Source organism: Bacteroides sp. RCH18, from assembly GCF_058231005.1.
In genome coordinates this window covers 1,732,789-1,749,445 of sequence record NZ_JBIPTC010000002.1, presented here as the reverse complement: position 1 = coordinate 1,749,445, position 16,657 = coordinate 1,732,789, and the positions used below count along the sequence as shown (strand labels likewise).

The following is a 16,657-nucleotide window of genomic DNA, read 5'->3' as shown; positions in this document are numbered from 1 at the left end:
TTTTAAAATATATAGCTCAACTATATTGACTAATAAGTAAGTCGGATACCCGCCTGAATATTGAAGTTGAACGGATTCTCCTTACGGATGGTCTGTACATCGGAACCGTCATCAAAGAAATAAGCAACACCGGGTTCTACGTATATACCTACCCGTTTGGTGGCATTAAACTGTGCGCCGACTGCACCGGAGACGGAGAATTGCAAAGGTTTCACAGTTTCCTTTTCCGTGCCCAGCTTACCATAAACACATTTCTCAATCATACCTCCACCGGATACATAAAGAGTAAACAGTTTCTTATCAAGGAAGTTCCAGTTCGCTTTTAACGGGATACCCAGATAATGCAGTTTCTGTTCGGTCTTCTGGTCGCTGTCCGCAAACTTAGCATCCGAAGAAAGCAAGGTGTAAGTCAATCCTGTTTCGACAGAGAAACCTTTCGCCAGACTCTTGCGGACAGATAATCCGAAGGAGATAGGTTGATGGTGTTCCATATCGACCACCTGATTGGCCTGACGCAAATAAGGTACTCCATCTTCAAAGACCAATTGCTGATCATTGGGTATGCTCAACAGACCGTTTGATACCGATACCATGCTCACGCGGGACATATAAGAAGGAATGCCCGATCCCAACTCTGTAGAAGCACCACCGGAGTTACCTACCGAAAGTCCCATCGACCATGTGCCTTTCTGCGAAGATGCCTTTTCTGCCGGAATATGTAGTTTGTCTCTGCTGGAAGGGCGGCGTGGCTTATTTCTCGGTTGTTCCGTATCTGCAGGCTTATGCCGGGCGGCTTTCGTTTCTTCCACCGGTTCCACTTCTTCTTTTTCTTTCCGGTCGCCGGTCTGAGCGTTCAGCTCCGAAGGCTGCTCTTCTTTCTTCACCGGTTCGTCGATATTTGCCGTCGGTTGGGGAATGTTCCGTTCTGCTTTCGCGATGCGGTTCTTCACTACCGGACGCACTACCGGTTCTACCGTTGTTCCTGTCATATCCGGTTGCTGCGCATCCGGCAAAACATCCGGTACAGAGGCTAACGCCGGAGTCTTGGCATGACGAATTTCATCAGCAGCAGGAGTTCCGAGGAAATACAGGCTGACCGATGACACCAAAGCCAATAAAATGACAGCCGCAGCGGCTACCGTCCATTTACGATAAGGATATATCTTCCTCTCCACAGGAGGCATAAGTTCTTTTTCCAGTTGTTCCCAACCGGAAGCAGGAAGCGGCTCCGTGTAATCCCCGAGCTTCTCCTTCAACTTATTCATCCATAATTCTTTCTCTTCCATATCTCTACCTATCCGTTATTCATTATCCATTCTTTTACTCTCTTAGCCAACACGCTCTTCGCCCGAAATAATTGCGAAGCCGATGACTTCTCATTAATACCTAACAACTGTGCTATTTCCTTATGCGATTTTTCCTCGAAGGTGTAAAGGTTGAACACGGTACGGTATCCCGCCGGCAGCTCTTCGATAAATCGCATCAATACCGCTTGCGGAATCATCTCTACAGCCGAAGCGTCGGGTTCCTCGTAATCTTCGGGCACTTCTTCCAAAGGCGTCGACTGACTGATTACATCACTCTTGCGAAGATACTGTAAAGCGGTATTGACCATCACCCGTTCCATCCAGGCCCGCAGTGAGCCTTCACCCCGCCAGGTGAACTTGTCGAAAGAACTGAATATCTTTATAAAACCATCGTGAAGCAGATCCTGAGCTGTATCACGGTCGCCGGTATAGCGCAGACAGACGCCTAGCAAACGCCCTCCATAATGCTCATACAATTCTTTGCGGGCTCGATTATTTCCCAGCCTGCATTGTTCCGACAACTCAAATTCTTCCATTTGCTTATACACGTGTTTACCTTATAAATGCAGCAAAGATAGAAATACTGCACAGAGAGAACAACTCTTTTGCAACTTTTGTTTCTTTAACAGATTCAAATGCAATATTTTCTCCCCCCTTGCATTTTCAAAGTACAAAGCAAGTAAATAGTACTCATTAAAAAACATTTTTATAGTATATGAAGAAATTTAAATTCATTGCATTTATTATTGCTGTTATGACCACAATGCCGATACTTCAGTCGTGTCTGGATGATGATGACTCCTCATCCGATTCACTGGTCATCAGCACCATCAATCTGATCAGCCCGGATAGCAAGGATTTCTATTTCACTCTGGATGATGGAAAAACAATGTTCCCGAGCAATGGAAACGGATGGATCAGTGACAAGAATAAAGACGGGCAACGCGCCTTTGTGATATTCAAAGAGCTGGAAGAACCGGTGAAGGGATATGACTATAATATTCAGGTAAGAGAAATAAAAGAGATCCTGACCAAAGAAATCGTGACTATGGGGGAAGGAGAAAATACGGAAGAGAAGATCGGAGACGATAAAATCAATTCTACTTATATGTGGATTACCCAAGACAAGAAATATCTGACAATCGAATTCCAATATTACGGCACGCATAGCGAGGACAAGAAACATTTCCTGAATCTGGTCATCAACAACAAGGAAGCTGAACCTGCTGCCGATGATGCCAACGATGAGTATATCGATCTGGAATTCCGACATAACGACGAAGGCGACACCGCTGACCGTCTGGGCGAAGGGTATATATCTTTCAAATTAGATAAGATTCAAGATCAGATGAAAGGCAAGAAAGGACTCAGAATACGTGTCAAGACCTTATATAACGGGGAAAAATTCTATGAAGTGAAATTCCCCGCATCTAATTAAATCTAGTAATTATAGAAACACTCTTTTTATTATAATATATAATTACGCAAAAGAGGGCGACAGTTGTGAAACTCTCGCCCTTAATTTTATCATAAAGTGATCCGTTTATTTCTTCTTATTATTTCTTTTCATTCTTGTCACCGAAATAATTCCAGACGAGCGCACTGACAGCCGCTCCTACAAACGGCGCCACAATAAACAGCCATAACTGCGACAACGCTTCTCCACCCTGGAACAATGCCGGACCGATGCTACGTGCCGGATTGACGGAAGTACCTGTAATAGGGATACATACGATATGCACCAATACCAGAGAAAGACCGATGGCAAGGCCTGCGAAAGCTCCCGCCCCTTTCTTCGGATCGGTAGACCCCAGCACCACCAATACAAAAATGAAAGTAAAGACCACTTCTGCGATGAATGCCTGTAGCATCTCGCCGTCACCAAAGCCGTTGGAACCGGTAGCCGTCGGTCCGTCGTACCCGCCGGTGGTCACCAGGGCATAAAGAATAGCCGAACCGATAATCGCTCCTATAACCTGGAAAAGCATATACATACCCGCATCTTTTCCATTCATACGACCCGAAAGGAATACTCCTAACGTAATAGCAGGATTGATGTGACATCCCGAAATACCTCCGATAGCATACGCCATCGCCACTACTGAAAGCCCAAATGCCAAAGCAACGCCGACCGTTCCCACGCCGGCTCCTACAGTACCAGCCATACTGCCGGCAAAAACAGCACTTCCACATCCCATCAGGACGAGCACCATCGTCCCGATCATTTCTGCAATGTATTTTTTCATATTACTAAATAAAAAATGGTTGATTTTCCAAATATAAGGAATTAATACCTAGATTCAAAATGTATGTGCCTAATTATTACTATCTTTGCAGCATTTTTGAATAAAACCACCAAACCATAAAATGAAAAAAGGACTTTTTTACGCTATATTGGCCTCTGTATTATGGGCTATCGTCAATCCGTTTATCAAGCAGGGACTGAGTTACGACTTTTCGCCGATGAACTTTGCAGGAATCCGCTTTACCACTGTAGGCATCATTCTTTTTGCTTATACCTGGCATAAGGGAATGTGGAAAGAAATACGCCAACACAGCAAACTGTTTCTGAATCTGATCCTGATCAATATGCTTATGGGGTACACGGCTTTCTATTTCGGTGTCGACTTCGTCAGCGGGGCTATCTCTTCTATCATTATGGGAATGACACCTCTGATCAATGTACTGCTAGCCCATCTGCTGGCCAGCAATGACCGGCTGAATGTGCACAAGATTATCAGCCTTATTGTCAGCCTCATCGGTTTGCTACTTATCGTAGGCATGGGCAGCAATGGCGCTCCGCTGGACTGGAAAGGGATCACGGGAATTGTACTTCTGCTGCTCAGTATCATCTTTCAGGGATATTCCGCGATTTCGGTATCGGAAGATAAAGGCAAGATAAACCCTATCTTCCTGAATGCCGTGCAGATGTTCTTCGGCGGACTGCTTATCTATATGATAGGATTAGGTACGGAAGGGTATCATTCATTTATCGGAAAGCCTGCCGGATTCTATATCAGTCTTTCTATTCTGGTATTTATCTCGGTCTTTGCTTTCAGCTTCTGGTTTATCGCCTTGCAGAGTAAAGGAGCCAAAGTGAGTGATATCAATATGTGCAGACTAATCAACCCGATATTGGGCGCCGTACTTAGCTGGATCATGCTCCCGGGAGAGTATCCGACATTCAGTACCGTTGCAGGAATGATTATCATAGTCAGCTCCCTCATTATCTATTTTAAGGGAGCTGAAATAGGTCGATGGTTGAAACGCCATACAGCCGGAAGCAGTACGCAGGGATAAGCAATATTACAGCAAGTATTGAATGGATTGCAGGGATTGCATATCCTTGGGTACTGCCGCCAGTATCTCTTCTTTGAGTACGTTGAGCAGGCTATGACGGATAAAATCCCTGCTGGTCGCAAGCACTATCTGCCGTGTAGGGCGGGGAATGGCAAACGGACGTACCAGTTTCTTCTGTTCTTCGTTCAGTTGCGAAACGGCCAGTTCGGGAATAAAGGTGATTCCTTTTCCGCTTTCTACCATGCGCATGAAGGTTTCCATACTTCCCAGATGGTAGGCCATCTGATTGACTTTGACCGTTTCCATCTGGCAGAAACGTACAAGCTGGTCACGGAAGCAATGCCCTTCGTCCAATAGCCAGAGACGTTCGCCCGTAATATCGGAAGTGCGTATCACGTCGTGCTTGAACAGAGGTTCTTTGCAGGAAACATATCCGAAGAATGTTTCATAGAAAAGTGTTTCTTCTTTCAGGAAAGTGTCTTCCAGTTTGCTGGCTATAATTGCGGCATCGATATCTCCGGCATGCAATGCCTGTTGGATATCCTGTGTTTTCATTTCCGTGACGCGTATATCCAGTTCCGGATACTTTTCCATCAGTTGGGGGAAGAAGCGGGGAAGTAAATAAGGTGCTATGGTAGGCAATACCCCCAAACGGAACACGCCTGCCAGTGACTGTTTCTCTTCACTGATTATTTCTTTCACCTGCGCCGTCTGTGCCAGAATGACACGTGCCTGATCAATGATCTTTTCTCCAATCGCTGTGGGACAGACCGGCTGCACTGTACGGTCAAACAACTTCACTCCCAACTCATCTTCCAGTTTCTGAATCATAGCACTCAGCGTAGGCTGCGTCACGCGGCAATATTCCGCCGCTCTGGCAAAATGACGGAACTGATCAACCGCCAATATATATTCTAATTGTTGTATCGTCATCTATCAAATATGATTAAGTTATAGATTTCTTCTATGCAAAGATAGAAATTATCAGTTTGACAACAAGCATTTTCCGCCTTATCTTTGCAGTACAGAAAAAAAGAAAACGAATATAAATCATTAAAAACAAATAGAATATGAAAACTTTAGAATTTATCAAATTGAACGAATCGGGAGCAAACAACGTAGTAGCATCTTTGCAACAATTACTGGCAGACTTCCAAGTGTATTACACCAACCTCCGCGGTTTCCACTGGAATATCAAAGGGCATGACTTCTTCGTACTTCACAGCCAATTCGAAAAGATGTATGATGATACCGCCGAAAAGGTGGACGAAATCGCAGAACGTATCCTGATGCTGGGCGGTACTCCTGCCAACAAATTCAGTGATTATCTGAAAGTAGCCAATATTAATGAAGTGGATAAGGTAAGCAACGGAGAACAGGCACTGGATAACATCCTACAGTCTATCAGTTATCTGATCGGTGAAGAACGCAAGATTCTGTCTATCGCTTCACAAGCCGGAGATGAAGTAACCGTTTCGATGATGAGCGATTATCTGAAAGAACAGGAAAAGATGGTTTGGATGTTGACGGCTTATAACAGCAAGTAAATACAAGGTTTAGGTTTTAAGTGAAAAACAGGCTGACTCGTGATTATTCAGAGTCAGCCTGTTCCATGTTGATAAACTCAGATTAGAAATAAGTCTCTTCGTCACTCACAGACTCTCTACAGAAATATCTTTTGTTAGTCTTATATCATCCGAAGAGGCACCAATCATTATCCGGAAATCTCCTGTTTCCACAACACGCGCCATATTCCGGTCGATAATGGACAGGTCTTTTTCGGTCAAAGTGAAAAAGATTTCCTTCTCCTCTCCTCTTTTCAGGAAGAAACGTTCAAAACACTTTAATTGTCTGAGAGGCTGAACTACTGAAGCATATTCATCCCTCAGATAAAGTTGTGCCACTTCTTCACCGTCATAGCTTCCTGTATTTTTCACTTTGAATGAAACTTCAAAATGGCAGAGAGATTTACGTATTACCTGTAAATCCGAATATTCGAAAGTGGTATAACTCAACCCATAGCCAAAAGTGTATAATGGAGAAGCAGCTTGTTCGACATAATCATGATTGCGGGGAGCCTTTTTATTATAATAGACAGGTATCTGTCCGACAGAACGGGGGATGGAAACCGGCAATCGTCCGGCAGGATTATAATCTCCAAACAAAACATCAGCTATTGCATACCCTCCTTCCTGCCCCGGATAAGAAGCGGTCAGCAATGCATCGGCATACTTGGATGACCAAACTTTATCCAGCGGACGACCTTCAATATAGACTACGATCAGTGGCTTCCCGGTAGCCTTCAATGCAATCAATAAATCTTGTTGTTTTCCCAGTAAAGTCAAGGTAGCCCTGTCAAACCCCTCGCCACATTCCATGTCACTGATACTCTTTTCGTCAGCAATTGCTGCACCCGTCTCCTGATAGCTCGTCTTGAAATCACGTGCGCTGGATCCTCCCACCACTGCTATTATGACTTCCGAACGGCTAGCTGCCTCCACCGCTTCCGCTATTTCGTTCACTGTCGTATCACGAATAGCGCATCCACGCACATACTCCACCTTAGAAGGAGACAGTTTGGAGATCACTCCGTCTAACACGGTTTTTATGTTTTCATCTTCTTGCGGAGCTGTATAGTCTCCCAGCATATTATAACGATTATCCGCATTAGGTCCGACAACTGCTACTTTTTTTATCTTCTTATTCAAAGGAAGAATCGAATTCTCGTTCTTCAGTAATACAATAGATGATTGCGCCACTTTGCGTGCCAATTTGATGTGGTCCTTGCTACGCACCATCTTCGTTGCTGTTTTCGGATTTACATAAGGATGTTCAAACAATCCTATTTCAAATTTCATCCGTAATACCCGGCATACGGCAGTATCAATCACTGCTTCACTGATTTTTCCGGATTGAACGGCGTGAGTAAGATTCATAAACGCATCGCCACCTAAATCAATATCTGCTCCGGCAGAAACGGCCTGCATAGCTGCCTCTTCTATAGTAGAGGCAACAAAGTGACTTTCATGGACTCCTTCAATACTATATAAATCCGAAACAACAAAGCCACGGAATCTCCACTCGTTACGCAGTAATTGTGTCAGCAGATAATGATTGACCGTACAGGGAACACCATCTATTGAATTGTAGGAGGTCATCACAGACAGTGCTCCCGCATCGATCGCTTCCCGAAAAGGAGGAAGAAAGTTTTCGTGCAGATCTCTGGTCCCTACCGATGCGTAGTTACCGTTTTGTCCACCTTCCGGTACTGCATAAGCCAGAAAATGCTTCAATGTAGCGATGGTAGCATATTCACGGGACAGGTCTCCGCTACCTAGCCCTAGGACCATCGCCGCTCCCAGTCGTCCACTCAATACGGGATCTTCACCAAAGGTTTCTTCTACACGTGACCAGCGAGGATCACGAGATAAATCCAGTACAGGACCATAACTGATATGTGCACCCTGTGAACGAATCTCTTTAGCAATCACATTTCCTACTTCTTCAATCAGTGTCGGTGACCAAGTTGCCGCCATCCCTATGCCGGTTGGAAAAACGGTCGTTCCAATCGCCATATGTCCGTGAGGTGCTTCTTCAGCCAAAAATAAAGGAATACCCAGACGGGTATTTTCAATCACATATTTCTGCAATGCGTTGCCGGCTTTGGCAGCCAGCTCGGGATTGAGGCCATTTTCCAATGTCTTCTTAGTCCAAGGGTCTGCACGATAAGTTGCCCACAGCATACCTGCGTTCTTTTCTTTCATTAGTCTTTTAAACATTTCAGAAGGATGTACTTCATCGTCCTTTATTTCGTACATTTCCCAGCCAAGAGGACATAATAGTTGCCCGACCTTTTCTTCCAATGTCATACGTGAAAGCAAGTCTTTCACCCGTTCATCAACAGACAAGACCGGATTTTTATAAGGTAACAGAGAAGATTGGGCAAAAGCCACGACATTCATCGCCAATCCTACAATCAAAATATATAATCGCTTTGTCAACATACAATATGATATAATATAAAAATTACTTTCCGCTAGTTTCGCAGAAGTTTTCATGCGGTGAAACTTTAGTTCCAAGCTGACGAAACTTTAGTTTCAAGCTGATGAAACTTTAGTTTCAAACAGGAGAAACTCTAGTTTCAAGCCTCAGAAACTAAATGTTCTGCCAATTGAAACAAACCAAAGATACTATCAATTCAAAGAATCCATCAAGAGATCACACAAAGATATAATAATCACTGTGTTGCAGATAAATTATCTGCAACACATCTGCAACAGGTATCTGCAACACTATAAGCCACTATAAATCACCGAATAAACAAGCAGGTGGCAGATATTGCAGATAAAATCAAAAAATATTCTAGAGAGAGGCTATCGACACCCAATTTCCGCTATTCCCAAAGAATCACTTTCATCTACCATACGAGTCGCTTTTAACTTAAGATAGCGAGCCTCAACCGGACTAAAGTACACATTCTGAAGAATCGGATTATTACGGATGTTCGAGAATTCGCCCTGTGCTACGACTTGCATCGCCTCTTCGGTAATACCGGCAGACAATTCGTATGATGAGATCAACCCTTTACTATATTCACTTTGATCAGGTAAATAATAGAATGAATGGATTGTACGATTTTCACCAAGATCAATCATGATTTCCTTGCCTGAGATTAAAGCAGCGGTCTGATCGTCCTTGTCACTACATTTCTTTGCTTCTTCCGTATCCACTCCCAAAATTGTAAAAGAGAAACTTTTCAGTTCTGAGGTTGCCGGTGTATAATTTTCCGTTGCATCGGGAGCGTAATAAGCCCCGACCTCATTGATACACAAACATGCACGAGCATCCGTAAACCGTATACGCAATTCTTCTGTTTCGATCATTTCAAAGCGTAACAAACGTTTGTATCCTACGGTTGTAGTTTCTTCGTTGCATTTAACCGACAACCACTGATCGCCCTCCTTATATTCTACAACAAAGGAATTAACCCTTTGTCCCAAAGGTATATACTCCTGAATCATTACCCGATTCATCTTCGTCGGCTGACTAAAAGTGAAAGTCAGATCGGCGGTAGTCACTCCGTCATTGGTTGCCCAATAAGTGTCGTACTTTCCGTCCGTTACGCCACGAACCTTGAATTGTCCTCCACGCTCGTCGGAAGCTGATACTTTTGCACTGCTCAATAAATTATCTGCCAACTCTTTCTGAACTCTCTGATGGAATGAAACAGCATTCAATGAATCGGTCGGATGAATCAAACCGTTGCGGTCTACAGGGAAGTTTAATAATAAAGTCGCATTATGACCTACACTACGATAATACAAGTCCGTCAGTTGATCGACTGTTTTTACCTTGTCGTCTTCCTCTGGGTGATAGAACCATCCCGGACGGATAGAAACGTCACACTCGGCAGCGACCCATTGATTTCCATCGGCATGCCCGTACTGTAATTCCCGATACTTGGGATATCCCGGATATACCTCGCCTGCCCGAAGGAAAGACCAGTTAGTAGCTCCGGCAAATCCATTCTCATTTCCTACCCAACGGCAGCCCGGCCCTCCGTCTGAGAAAATCACAGCCTGCGGTTGCAGTTCATCGATCATCTTATAAGCTCGCGGGTAATCATAGTATGTTTTGCGGTCGATCGTACGTGCGTCTTTCGCTCCTCCGTACCAACCGTCTCCTCCGTTGGCTCCGTCAAACCAGATTTCAAAAACATCACCATAATTAGTGAGCAATTCATGCAACTGCTTATAGAAATAATCTACATACTCCGGCGTTCCATAATTGGCTTGATGCCTGTCCCACGGAGAGAGATAAACGGCAAATTTGATTCCATACTTCTTACAGGCATCGGAAAGTTCGCGTACAATATCACCTTTACCGTCTTTGTAAGGGGTATTTCGAATACAGTATTCGGTAAGCTGTGTAGACCACAGACAAAAGCCGTCATGATGTTTGGCAGTCAGGATTACTCCTTTCATACCGGAATTGACAAATGTCTGCACCCATTGCTCGCAGTCCAGACGAGCAGGATTGAACGTTTTCGGATCAGAGTCGCCATAACCCCATTCACGGTCATTGAAGGTATTGAGACCGAAGTGTACAAAGGCATATGTCTCCATCTTCTGCCAATTTACTTGCTTTTCCTGAGGAACGGGTAAAATAGCTTCCGGTGCCGAAACACTCTGACATCCTGTTAAAAGTAGACTGAATACTACTGTAGAAATACTGGTTGCGATTGGTTTTCTCTTCATGGTGTTCGATTCATTTATAGTTTTATCTTTTCAGGTTATTTTATTTGCCGGTGCTAAGATAGGAAATATTATATTACTAATCAACCGGATTGGTACATGTTATCTTCAGCGGTTTCATTAATGCCCGCCCGTTGATCACAGGATAGACACGTGTTTCGGTCGGAAAGCTGCCGGAATATTGATATTCAACAGGCATCACACCTTCTTCACGGGCTTTCACCTGACGGGGACTGGTAAACTTAAGATCTGTATTACCACCTATAACGACAAACATAAGCTGTATATCATTATCGGTATCGTTTACGTATTTCAGTTTCATTGTTTTCGTACCGCCTTTGCCTATGGTACCGAATGCCATTACTTCGAAATTCATCCAAAGTCCACTACCGTACTCATACGGATAATTCTCTGATACCGGATGTTTGCAGGGAATGACGGTGCCTTTTACCCAAATACGGTTGTAGTTGGCATTGTTATTGCTCAAAACAACTACTTCTTTACTAAAGAAGCCCGGTCGGTAGGCCGGATTGTAAGTCACTTTCACTTTACCTGTAGTATTCGGTCGGAGCGGTTCTTTAGGAAATTCAAACTGTACACAACCACAGCCGCTTGTTACTCCATTGATAGAAATAACTTTTTGACTGACATTCTTAAACTCAAATTCATGTGAAACCAGTCCATCTTCTTCCTTTATTTCTCCAAAATCAAAGACACGTTCTTCGAACACCAGTTCTTCCGAATGCTGAAGTTCTTGCGCCATTGCAGGAAGGAGCATCAGGAATAAGAAGGAAATAGATAAAATCAGTGTTTTCATAATCTACAAGTATTATACAAACATTACATTTTTCAAAGATAAGAGGGGGCAACGTTTCTCTTATCACCAATCAACTTTATCCCCCTCTTCTATCAGATACGAAAGCCGTTTATTCAACGTAAACGTCCAATTCGTTAAAAGTACGATAGTAATATCCCCATGAGCCACCACCGCTGCTCCATTGCAGAGACAATCTTACATATCGTGCCGGAACCGCACCATAAAGTATGATATATTGATCTGTATTGTTTTCCACTACGGGAGCGGCAGTTCCTGCATTTGTCCAGTTGTTGCCATCAGTACTCAACTCTACTCCGATTCTGCTAAAGTTATAGTATGAGCCCCAACTTGAAGACGAGTTCTTAAAATAAAGAGCAGTTACCTTATTCGTCGCATGCATATCGAGCGTAAAAATAGGATTCTCTTCATTGGAGAAGGATGCACCGGAACCGGTATTTCCATCAAAGATACGGGCAATGGAGTTCTCATCTACTGAAGCGTCTGTAGTCGTAGCCGTCCATACAGAGCGGTCACTCACTTTTGTTCCTGTTATATCACCAGAGCCTGCATCTTCCTTGATCAATTTTTCTTCTAAATTCACCACTACATAAGCCAAATTCTTAGTGACGGTAACCTTTCCTCTGGTTGTCGATTCTAACCGTACAGGTATCAGATAGGTTCCCTTTTCGGACAATCCGGAATACTTATCTTCCGGAATTACGACTTCAATAGAATCAGATGATATATAAGCACCGCTGCCCACACTGACAGATGCTTTCTGCAAAACAGCTGCAGAGGTCGTTTTATACTCAGTACCATTCTCCGTATTGAAAGTCTCAACCAGACTATTATCAATAGTAGCCGTCACCGTTGCAGTTCCATCCATTGGGCGAGTGGCAGATACTCCAAACTTAGCGTAAATTTCATCACCAAAATATCCGACAGGTGTAGAAACCACCGTAAAAGTCTCAACAGCCGCAGACACATTATCGAGCTGGCCTTTCGAAGGGAAATAAATTAAATTATCAGGATTACCCACAACATCGTAACTCTCATCATCGCATGACTGAAAGCTGAATAGGCCGGCTACCGTCAATAATCCTAAGAAATATGTATTTATTTTCATAGCTATCATTTATTTTATTACTCGTTACACCTATTATTATCATCACTATCCCATGCTATAGCACTGCTATAATTTAAGTTATAAGTCAATCCAGCTCCTTCATTTATCTCACGAGCTGTATTTGTCCAGTCCATATCATAGCCATTTTTGGTTGCATCTTTAAAAATGTGTCCTTCGCCCTCATTCATTTTCCAGTAAGCAACCAGTCCTTCCGACTGCGGGTCAACGCCACAAAGATTCATCTGTAGTTCGCCTGTACTCAACGCACGGTTCCATACACGTACTTCGGCAATACGACCACGGAAATACTGAGATCCCCGATAGCCTGTCCAAGACATACCCAACTCAAAACGTTGGAAATCTACCGGTTTACCATCACCATCGCCCTGAGCATCTTTCACTCCGTCTACATACATAGTCAATTTACTACCATCATAAGTCAGAGAAATCATATACCAACGGTCGGTACTGAAACGAGTGCCGGACACAATACTACCACTGGGACTTACCCATTGCAATGCATTTATATCCAATCCGTTTTCTCCAAAACGAAGCATGCTCGAACGTTGTTCGTCTGCTGAGGTGAAGCTACACAGACGAGCAATCCGATGCCATTCCTGAGAATAACACTTAATCTCATAGGTGAAGTTGGACAATTCCTGCTTCTTGTCATCCGGGAAAATAAAGTTACTATAAAGATTGGTGTTACTAATATTCAATGACGTAAAATGAATAACACGGGATATCTGCAAGAATATCGTTTTCGAAGGTTTCAATATTTCCAGCCCGTCCACTTGCAGCATAGTGACAGGAATGACATATACACGTCCTTCGGCAAAATCTTCCGTCGAGGTTACCTTGACAGTAACCGGCGTTGAGAAAGCTTTGCCTTCCTGAATGACAGCATCAGCATTTTCGAGGACTACAGCACCCTCCGGAATTGGATAATATTTAGTATTATGCTCATTATTGTAGGACTCTACCAACGATCTGTCAATCGCAAACTTCACATTCACATCTTTATCCACTTTATTGGTAGTAGAAGCGGTGACTGCATACGAAGAAGGAGTATCCTCTACTACAAACTTTGTTACAGGTGTCGTTTCTGTTCCTGTAATAAAAGCCACATTTTTATTATAATCGAATTTATCACCCTCCGTACAACTCAAGATGGATAAACCCACTATTACTCCCAATAAGGAATGTTTAAATATATATGTTTTCATCATGATTCTTATTTATTCATTATTTATTCACTTATTGCAGGATTCATTATCTGAATAGCTTCCCTGAACTCATTGTAAGGTATACCTGACGATGAATAATAGTTTCTTCCCAAGAAGAATACTCCACATCCGCCTTTACGGCCTTTCGACGGTTCCCAACGTGCATAGTTCATCAGTTGCCCCCCATCAGCATAGAATACTCCGAACGATTCGCAATAAATCATCTTTTCGGGTGGAAAGTTACTGGGTTGAGTCAAGAACCCCACTTGATCACTATAAGCCTGTTGAACGATATAATCACAATAAGGTATGATGTCTGTCGGTGGTGTTCCACTGAAGTAGTCAACGATAAGCAACTTATCCGGCTGTTCGCCTTCAGGACCAAAATACTTGCCAAGTTCCTTTATCAATCTGACCAAATCGGAACCACTCCAACCTTCCCAGTCAACGTCTACTCCATCAAGTCCCGGTTCCAACACTTGATTCACAATCCATTTTGCATATGCAGCCATCGCTTCATCGTCCTTATTCTGGCTAAGATCATAATCAACCCCATCAACGGTGAACTGGTGTCTGTAATGAGAAGCATCGGCATGCATGACAAAACGTGTACCCAGTTTCCGCTGGCAGTATTGCATATCCGCATATGCTATCGGATGTGTCTCTGCTGTCGGTATTCCCATCCAAAGGTTTACAATATCTATACTGTCAGGCAGTCCTACCATACGTTCACCCCACGACGCGGGATCTTTATAGCCTGTCACACCTTCGATCGGTGACCACGCTTCGTAATAAGCATAACTTATCTCATGATCGCTTTTCTTGAAAGCACGCAGATTCTCAAAATACTGCTCGTCATATGTTTTCAGTTTCTGAATTTCTAACGCTTCCACATCGGTATCACAACTATAGAAAAAGAATGTTCCGATAAGGAAAGTCAGTAAACCTGTTATTTTTGTTTTCATCGTAATTAGTGTTTTTAGAATTAAACAATGTCCATTCTCCTGTTATCGGGATTTTTTGTCCCACCAGAGTTTAGTTCCACCCGTATCCTGACCACCCAAAGCCGATATACCACTGGCAACGCCGCTAGCATTGTTGATCTTCTCGTCGCGTGTATAAGGCAGACGGCGGACTTGCAACTGGGTATCAATCGTACCATTACTACTGTTTCTTACTACAGGAATAACTTCCGGATAGCCTGTACGACGATATTCACTCCAGCCTTCGGGACCGTCGGGATAAATGGCAATCCACTTCTGTGTAATGATGCGTTCCAACTGAGCTTCAAATCCGGCATTATCATCCCATGCAGGAGTAACCCTGCTGCTGAAGGTATAATTATCACTACCCACATTATCTGCAAAAGCACCCGGAGTCGAGGTATGATCAGCCAAATAATCATCTACACCAGCGGCATTATTCTCTTCAAACGACATGCGTACACCTTGCTCATAGAATGATTTGGCCGTTCCACCCATATCCCAGCCGCGTAATGCACCTTCGGCACGCAGGAAGAACGATTCGGCAGCCGTCATCCATACTACCGGAGTAGAAGCACGGTTAATATTCAGATTAGAGATTTTATTGCCTTGATAATTGCTCATATTGCTTGTTGTGATACCAATACGTACGCCATGATATTCACCGTCATCGGCGGCTGTAAAATAAGAGCTGATTCGCGAATCATTCAGTCCGTTCAAATAGGCTACGATGGTAGCACCCGGACGACAGTCACCCGAATTGAAGTTATAGGCTATCTCGTGCAACGGATGATGATATTCCAATGAATTATGCGAAAGTTCGGCACGTTCCGCTTTACTTTCGATAAAGCCGAACATGTTTTCCATTGACTTCTTTGCCTGTGCTTCTGCCAGTGTGGGATTCGCATAAGAAACACGTATAGCAAGACGCAAACGCAGTGTGTTGGCAAACTTCACCCACTTCTCTACGTCCCCCCCATATACACAGTCATAGTCACTCATCAGCTTAGCATCCACATTTCCGTTCACATAATTGCTCAATACTTCGATAGCATTATCCAGTTCTTCAAAAAACTTATTATAAACCAAATCCAATGCATCATATAAGCTGGAAGAGCCATAGTTTACATATGGAATAGGACCAAATGTGTCAGCAATACGGTGCATGCCTCCTACCTTTACGATGGTAGCCAATGCGTCAACTTCCGGCAGTTCCTGTTCAGTGGCTATTTTGTGAATACTTTGCCATGGTGCCATAATGCCGGTATAGGCATAATCAAAAGTGGCATTCACCCATTGTTCCTGAAAGTTATACTGCCCGTTATGATTGGTAGATCCTAAGGTAGCGGCAATATAGCCCGAATAGAGGTCATGCGATAAGTTCTGGGCAATCTGATAGTCAGAGTCGAGCTTGTCGCCATCATTTATGATTACAACCCGACGCAGCATTTGCGAAAAGAAAGCACCCGTCTTCAAGTTGTCTACTTCCATCATTTCCTCGGTGACTTCATTCGGATTTACGTTATCCTCATAGTCGATACACGAAATGTTATTTAATAGCATCAAAGATATCCCGAGAATGGAAAGTTTGTTCCATGATAGTATTTTATTTAATATCATATCTTCTACAATTTATAAGTTTGA

The 16,657-nt window shown here is 43.4% G+C and carries 14 protein-coding genes; 3 read left to right on the top strand and 11 right to left on the bottom strand.

Annotation, left to right across the window (positions count from 1 at the left end; genetic code table 11):
* Positions 1-29: 29 nt before the first annotated feature.
* Positions 30-1,286 carry an outer membrane beta-barrel protein gene (locus ACHLI0_RS22080; RefSeq protein ID WP_490750053.1) on the bottom strand — a complete coding sequence of 419 codons (1,257 nt, stop codon included), beginning with the start codon at positions 1,284-1,286 and terminating at the stop codon, positions 30-32.
* Between the two features lie 8 nt (positions 1,287-1,294).
* Positions 1,295-1,843, bottom strand: a complete 549-nt coding sequence (locus ACHLI0_RS22075) for an RNA polymerase sigma factor (RefSeq protein ID WP_008760422.1) — start codon at positions 1,841-1,843, stop codon at positions 1,295-1,297.
* A gap of 179 nt (positions 1,844-2,022) precedes the next feature.
* On the opposite strand from ACHLI0_RS22075, the gene ACHLI0_RS22070 reads away from it, so the two are divergent.
* Positions 2,023-2,745, top strand: a complete 723-nt coding sequence (locus ACHLI0_RS22070; protein WP_490750052.1) for a NigD1/NigD2 family lipoprotein — start codon at positions 2,023-2,025, stop codon at positions 2,743-2,745.
* A 118-nt stretch (positions 2,746-2,863) separates the two neighbouring features.
* Here the strand turns inward: ACHLI0_RS22070 and ACHLI0_RS22065 are convergent, their stop codons facing one another.
* Positions 2,864-3,553 carry an MIP family channel protein gene (locus ACHLI0_RS22065; protein WP_032813526.1) on the bottom strand — a complete coding sequence of 230 codons (690 nt, stop codon included), beginning with the start codon at positions 3,551-3,553 and terminating at the stop codon, positions 2,864-2,866.
* Between the two features lie 121 nt (positions 3,554-3,674).
* Between ACHLI0_RS22065 and ACHLI0_RS22060 the strand changes: the two genes are divergently transcribed.
* Positions 3,675-4,607 carry a DMT family transporter gene (locus tag ACHLI0_RS22060; RefSeq protein ID WP_490750051.1) on the top strand — a complete coding sequence of 311 codons (933 nt, stop codon included), beginning with the start codon at positions 3,675-3,677 and terminating at the stop codon, positions 4,605-4,607.
* Between the two features lie 6 nt (positions 4,608-4,613).
* On the opposite strand, the gene ACHLI0_RS22055 is transcribed toward ACHLI0_RS22060, so the two are convergent.
* The gene (locus ACHLI0_RS22055; protein WP_055217270.1) at positions 4,614-5,540 is read right to left on the bottom strand and encodes a hydrogen peroxide-inducible genes activator; all 927 of its coding nucleotides are present in this window, start codon (positions 5,538-5,540) and stop codon (positions 4,614-4,616) included.
* Positions 5,541-5,677: 137 nt separating this feature from the next.
* Here ACHLI0_RS22055 and ACHLI0_RS22050 point away from each other — a divergent pair, with 137 nt between their 5' ends.
* Entirely contained in the window at positions 5,678-6,154 is a 477-nt protein-coding gene (locus tag ACHLI0_RS22050) for a Dps family protein (RefSeq protein ID WP_016268133.1), read from the top strand.
* 105 nt (positions 6,155-6,259) lie between these two features.
* Here ACHLI0_RS22050 and ACHLI0_RS22045 read toward each other — a convergent pair whose 3' ends face one another.
* The 7 genes from ACHLI0_RS22045 to ACHLI0_RS22015 form a co-directional block, all read right to left on the bottom strand.
* On the bottom strand, positions 6,260-8,608 hold the full coding sequence (locus tag ACHLI0_RS22045; RefSeq protein WP_490750182.1) for a glycoside hydrolase family 3 N-terminal domain-containing protein: 2,349 nt from the start codon (positions 8,606-8,608) through the stop codon (positions 6,260-6,262).
* 372 nt (positions 8,609-8,980) lie between these two features.
* Positions 8,981-10,864, bottom strand: a complete 1,884-nt coding sequence (locus ACHLI0_RS22040; RefSeq protein ID WP_490750050.1) for an alpha-L-fucosidase — start codon at positions 10,862-10,864, stop codon at positions 8,981-8,983.
* A gap of 76 nt (positions 10,865-10,940) precedes the next feature.
* On the bottom strand, positions 10,941-11,678 hold the full coding sequence (locus tag ACHLI0_RS22035) for a DUF1573 domain-containing protein (RefSeq protein WP_155521366.1): 738 nt from the start codon (positions 11,676-11,678) through the stop codon (positions 10,941-10,943).
* A gap of 109 nt (positions 11,679-11,787) precedes the next feature.
* On the bottom strand, positions 11,788-12,804 hold the full coding sequence (locus ACHLI0_RS22030) for a BT_3987 domain-containing protein (protein WP_490750049.1): 1,017 nt from the start codon (positions 12,802-12,804) through the stop codon (positions 11,788-11,790).
* Positions 12,805-12,821: 17 nt separating this feature from the next.
* Entirely contained in the window at positions 12,822-14,033 is a 1,212-nt protein-coding gene (locus ACHLI0_RS22025; RefSeq protein WP_234118714.1) for a DUF1735 and LamG domain-containing protein, read from the bottom strand.
* 20 nt (positions 14,034-14,053) lie between these two features.
* Positions 14,054-14,995: an endo-beta-N-acetylglucosaminidase gene (locus tag ACHLI0_RS22020; protein WP_055217265.1), complete on the bottom strand. Its 942-nt coding sequence runs from the start codon at positions 14,993-14,995 to the stop codon at positions 14,054-14,056.
* 42 nt (positions 14,996-15,037) lie between these two features.
* A complete protein-coding gene (locus ACHLI0_RS22015) occupies positions 15,038-16,633 on the bottom strand; it encodes a RagB/SusD family nutrient uptake outer membrane protein (protein WP_090611839.1) in 1,596 nt (531 codons plus the stop codon).
* Between the last annotated feature and the right edge of the window lie 24 nt (positions 16,634-16,657).

Excerpts from the sequence above, each read along its gene's own strand:
- ACHLI0_RS22080 (WP_490750053.1), bottom strand. The coding sequence starts at position 1,286 with ATGGAAGAGAAAGAATTATGGATGAATAAGTTGAAGGAGAAGCTCGGG.
- ACHLI0_RS22075 (WP_008760422.1), bottom strand. The coding sequence starts at position 1,843 with ATGGAAGAATTTGAGTTGTCGGAACAATGCAGGCTGGGAAATAATCGA.
- ACHLI0_RS22070 (WP_490750052.1), top strand. The coding sequence starts at position 2,023 with ATGAAGAAATTTAAATTCATTGCATTTATTATTGCTGTTATGACCACA.
- ACHLI0_RS22065 (WP_032813526.1), bottom strand. The coding sequence starts at position 3,553 with ATGAAAAAATACATTGCAGAAATGATCGGGACGATGGTGCTCGTCCTG.
- ACHLI0_RS22060 (WP_490750051.1), top strand. The coding sequence starts at position 3,675 with ATGAAAAAAGGACTTTTTTACGCTATATTGGCCTCTGTATTATGGGCT.
- ACHLI0_RS22055 (WP_055217270.1), bottom strand. The coding sequence starts at position 5,540 with ATGACGATACAACAATTAGAATATATATTGGCGGTTGATCAGTTCCGT.
- ACHLI0_RS22050 (WP_016268133.1), top strand. The coding sequence starts at position 5,678 with ATGAAAACTTTAGAATTTATCAAATTGAACGAATCGGGAGCAAACAAC.
- ACHLI0_RS22040 (WP_490750050.1), bottom strand. The coding sequence starts at position 10,864 with ATGAAGAGAAAACCAATCGCAACCAGTATTTCTACAGTAGTATTCAGT.
- ACHLI0_RS22035 (WP_155521366.1), bottom strand. The coding sequence starts at position 11,678 with ATGAAAACACTGATTTTATCTATTTCCTTCTTATTCCTGATGCTCCTT.
- ACHLI0_RS22030 (WP_490750049.1), bottom strand. The coding sequence starts at position 12,804 with ATGAAAATAAATACATATTTCTTAGGATTATTGACGGTAGCCGGCCTA.
- ACHLI0_RS22025 (WP_234118714.1), bottom strand. The coding sequence starts at position 14,033 with ATGATGAAAACATATATATTTAAACATTCCTTATTGGGAGTAATAGTG.
- ACHLI0_RS22020 (WP_055217265.1), bottom strand. The coding sequence starts at position 14,995 with ATGAAAACAAAAATAACAGGTTTACTGACTTTCCTTATCGGAACATTC.
- ACHLI0_RS22015 (WP_090611839.1), bottom strand. The coding sequence starts at position 16,633 with ATGATATTAAATAAAATACTATCATGGAACAAACTTTCCATTCTCGGG.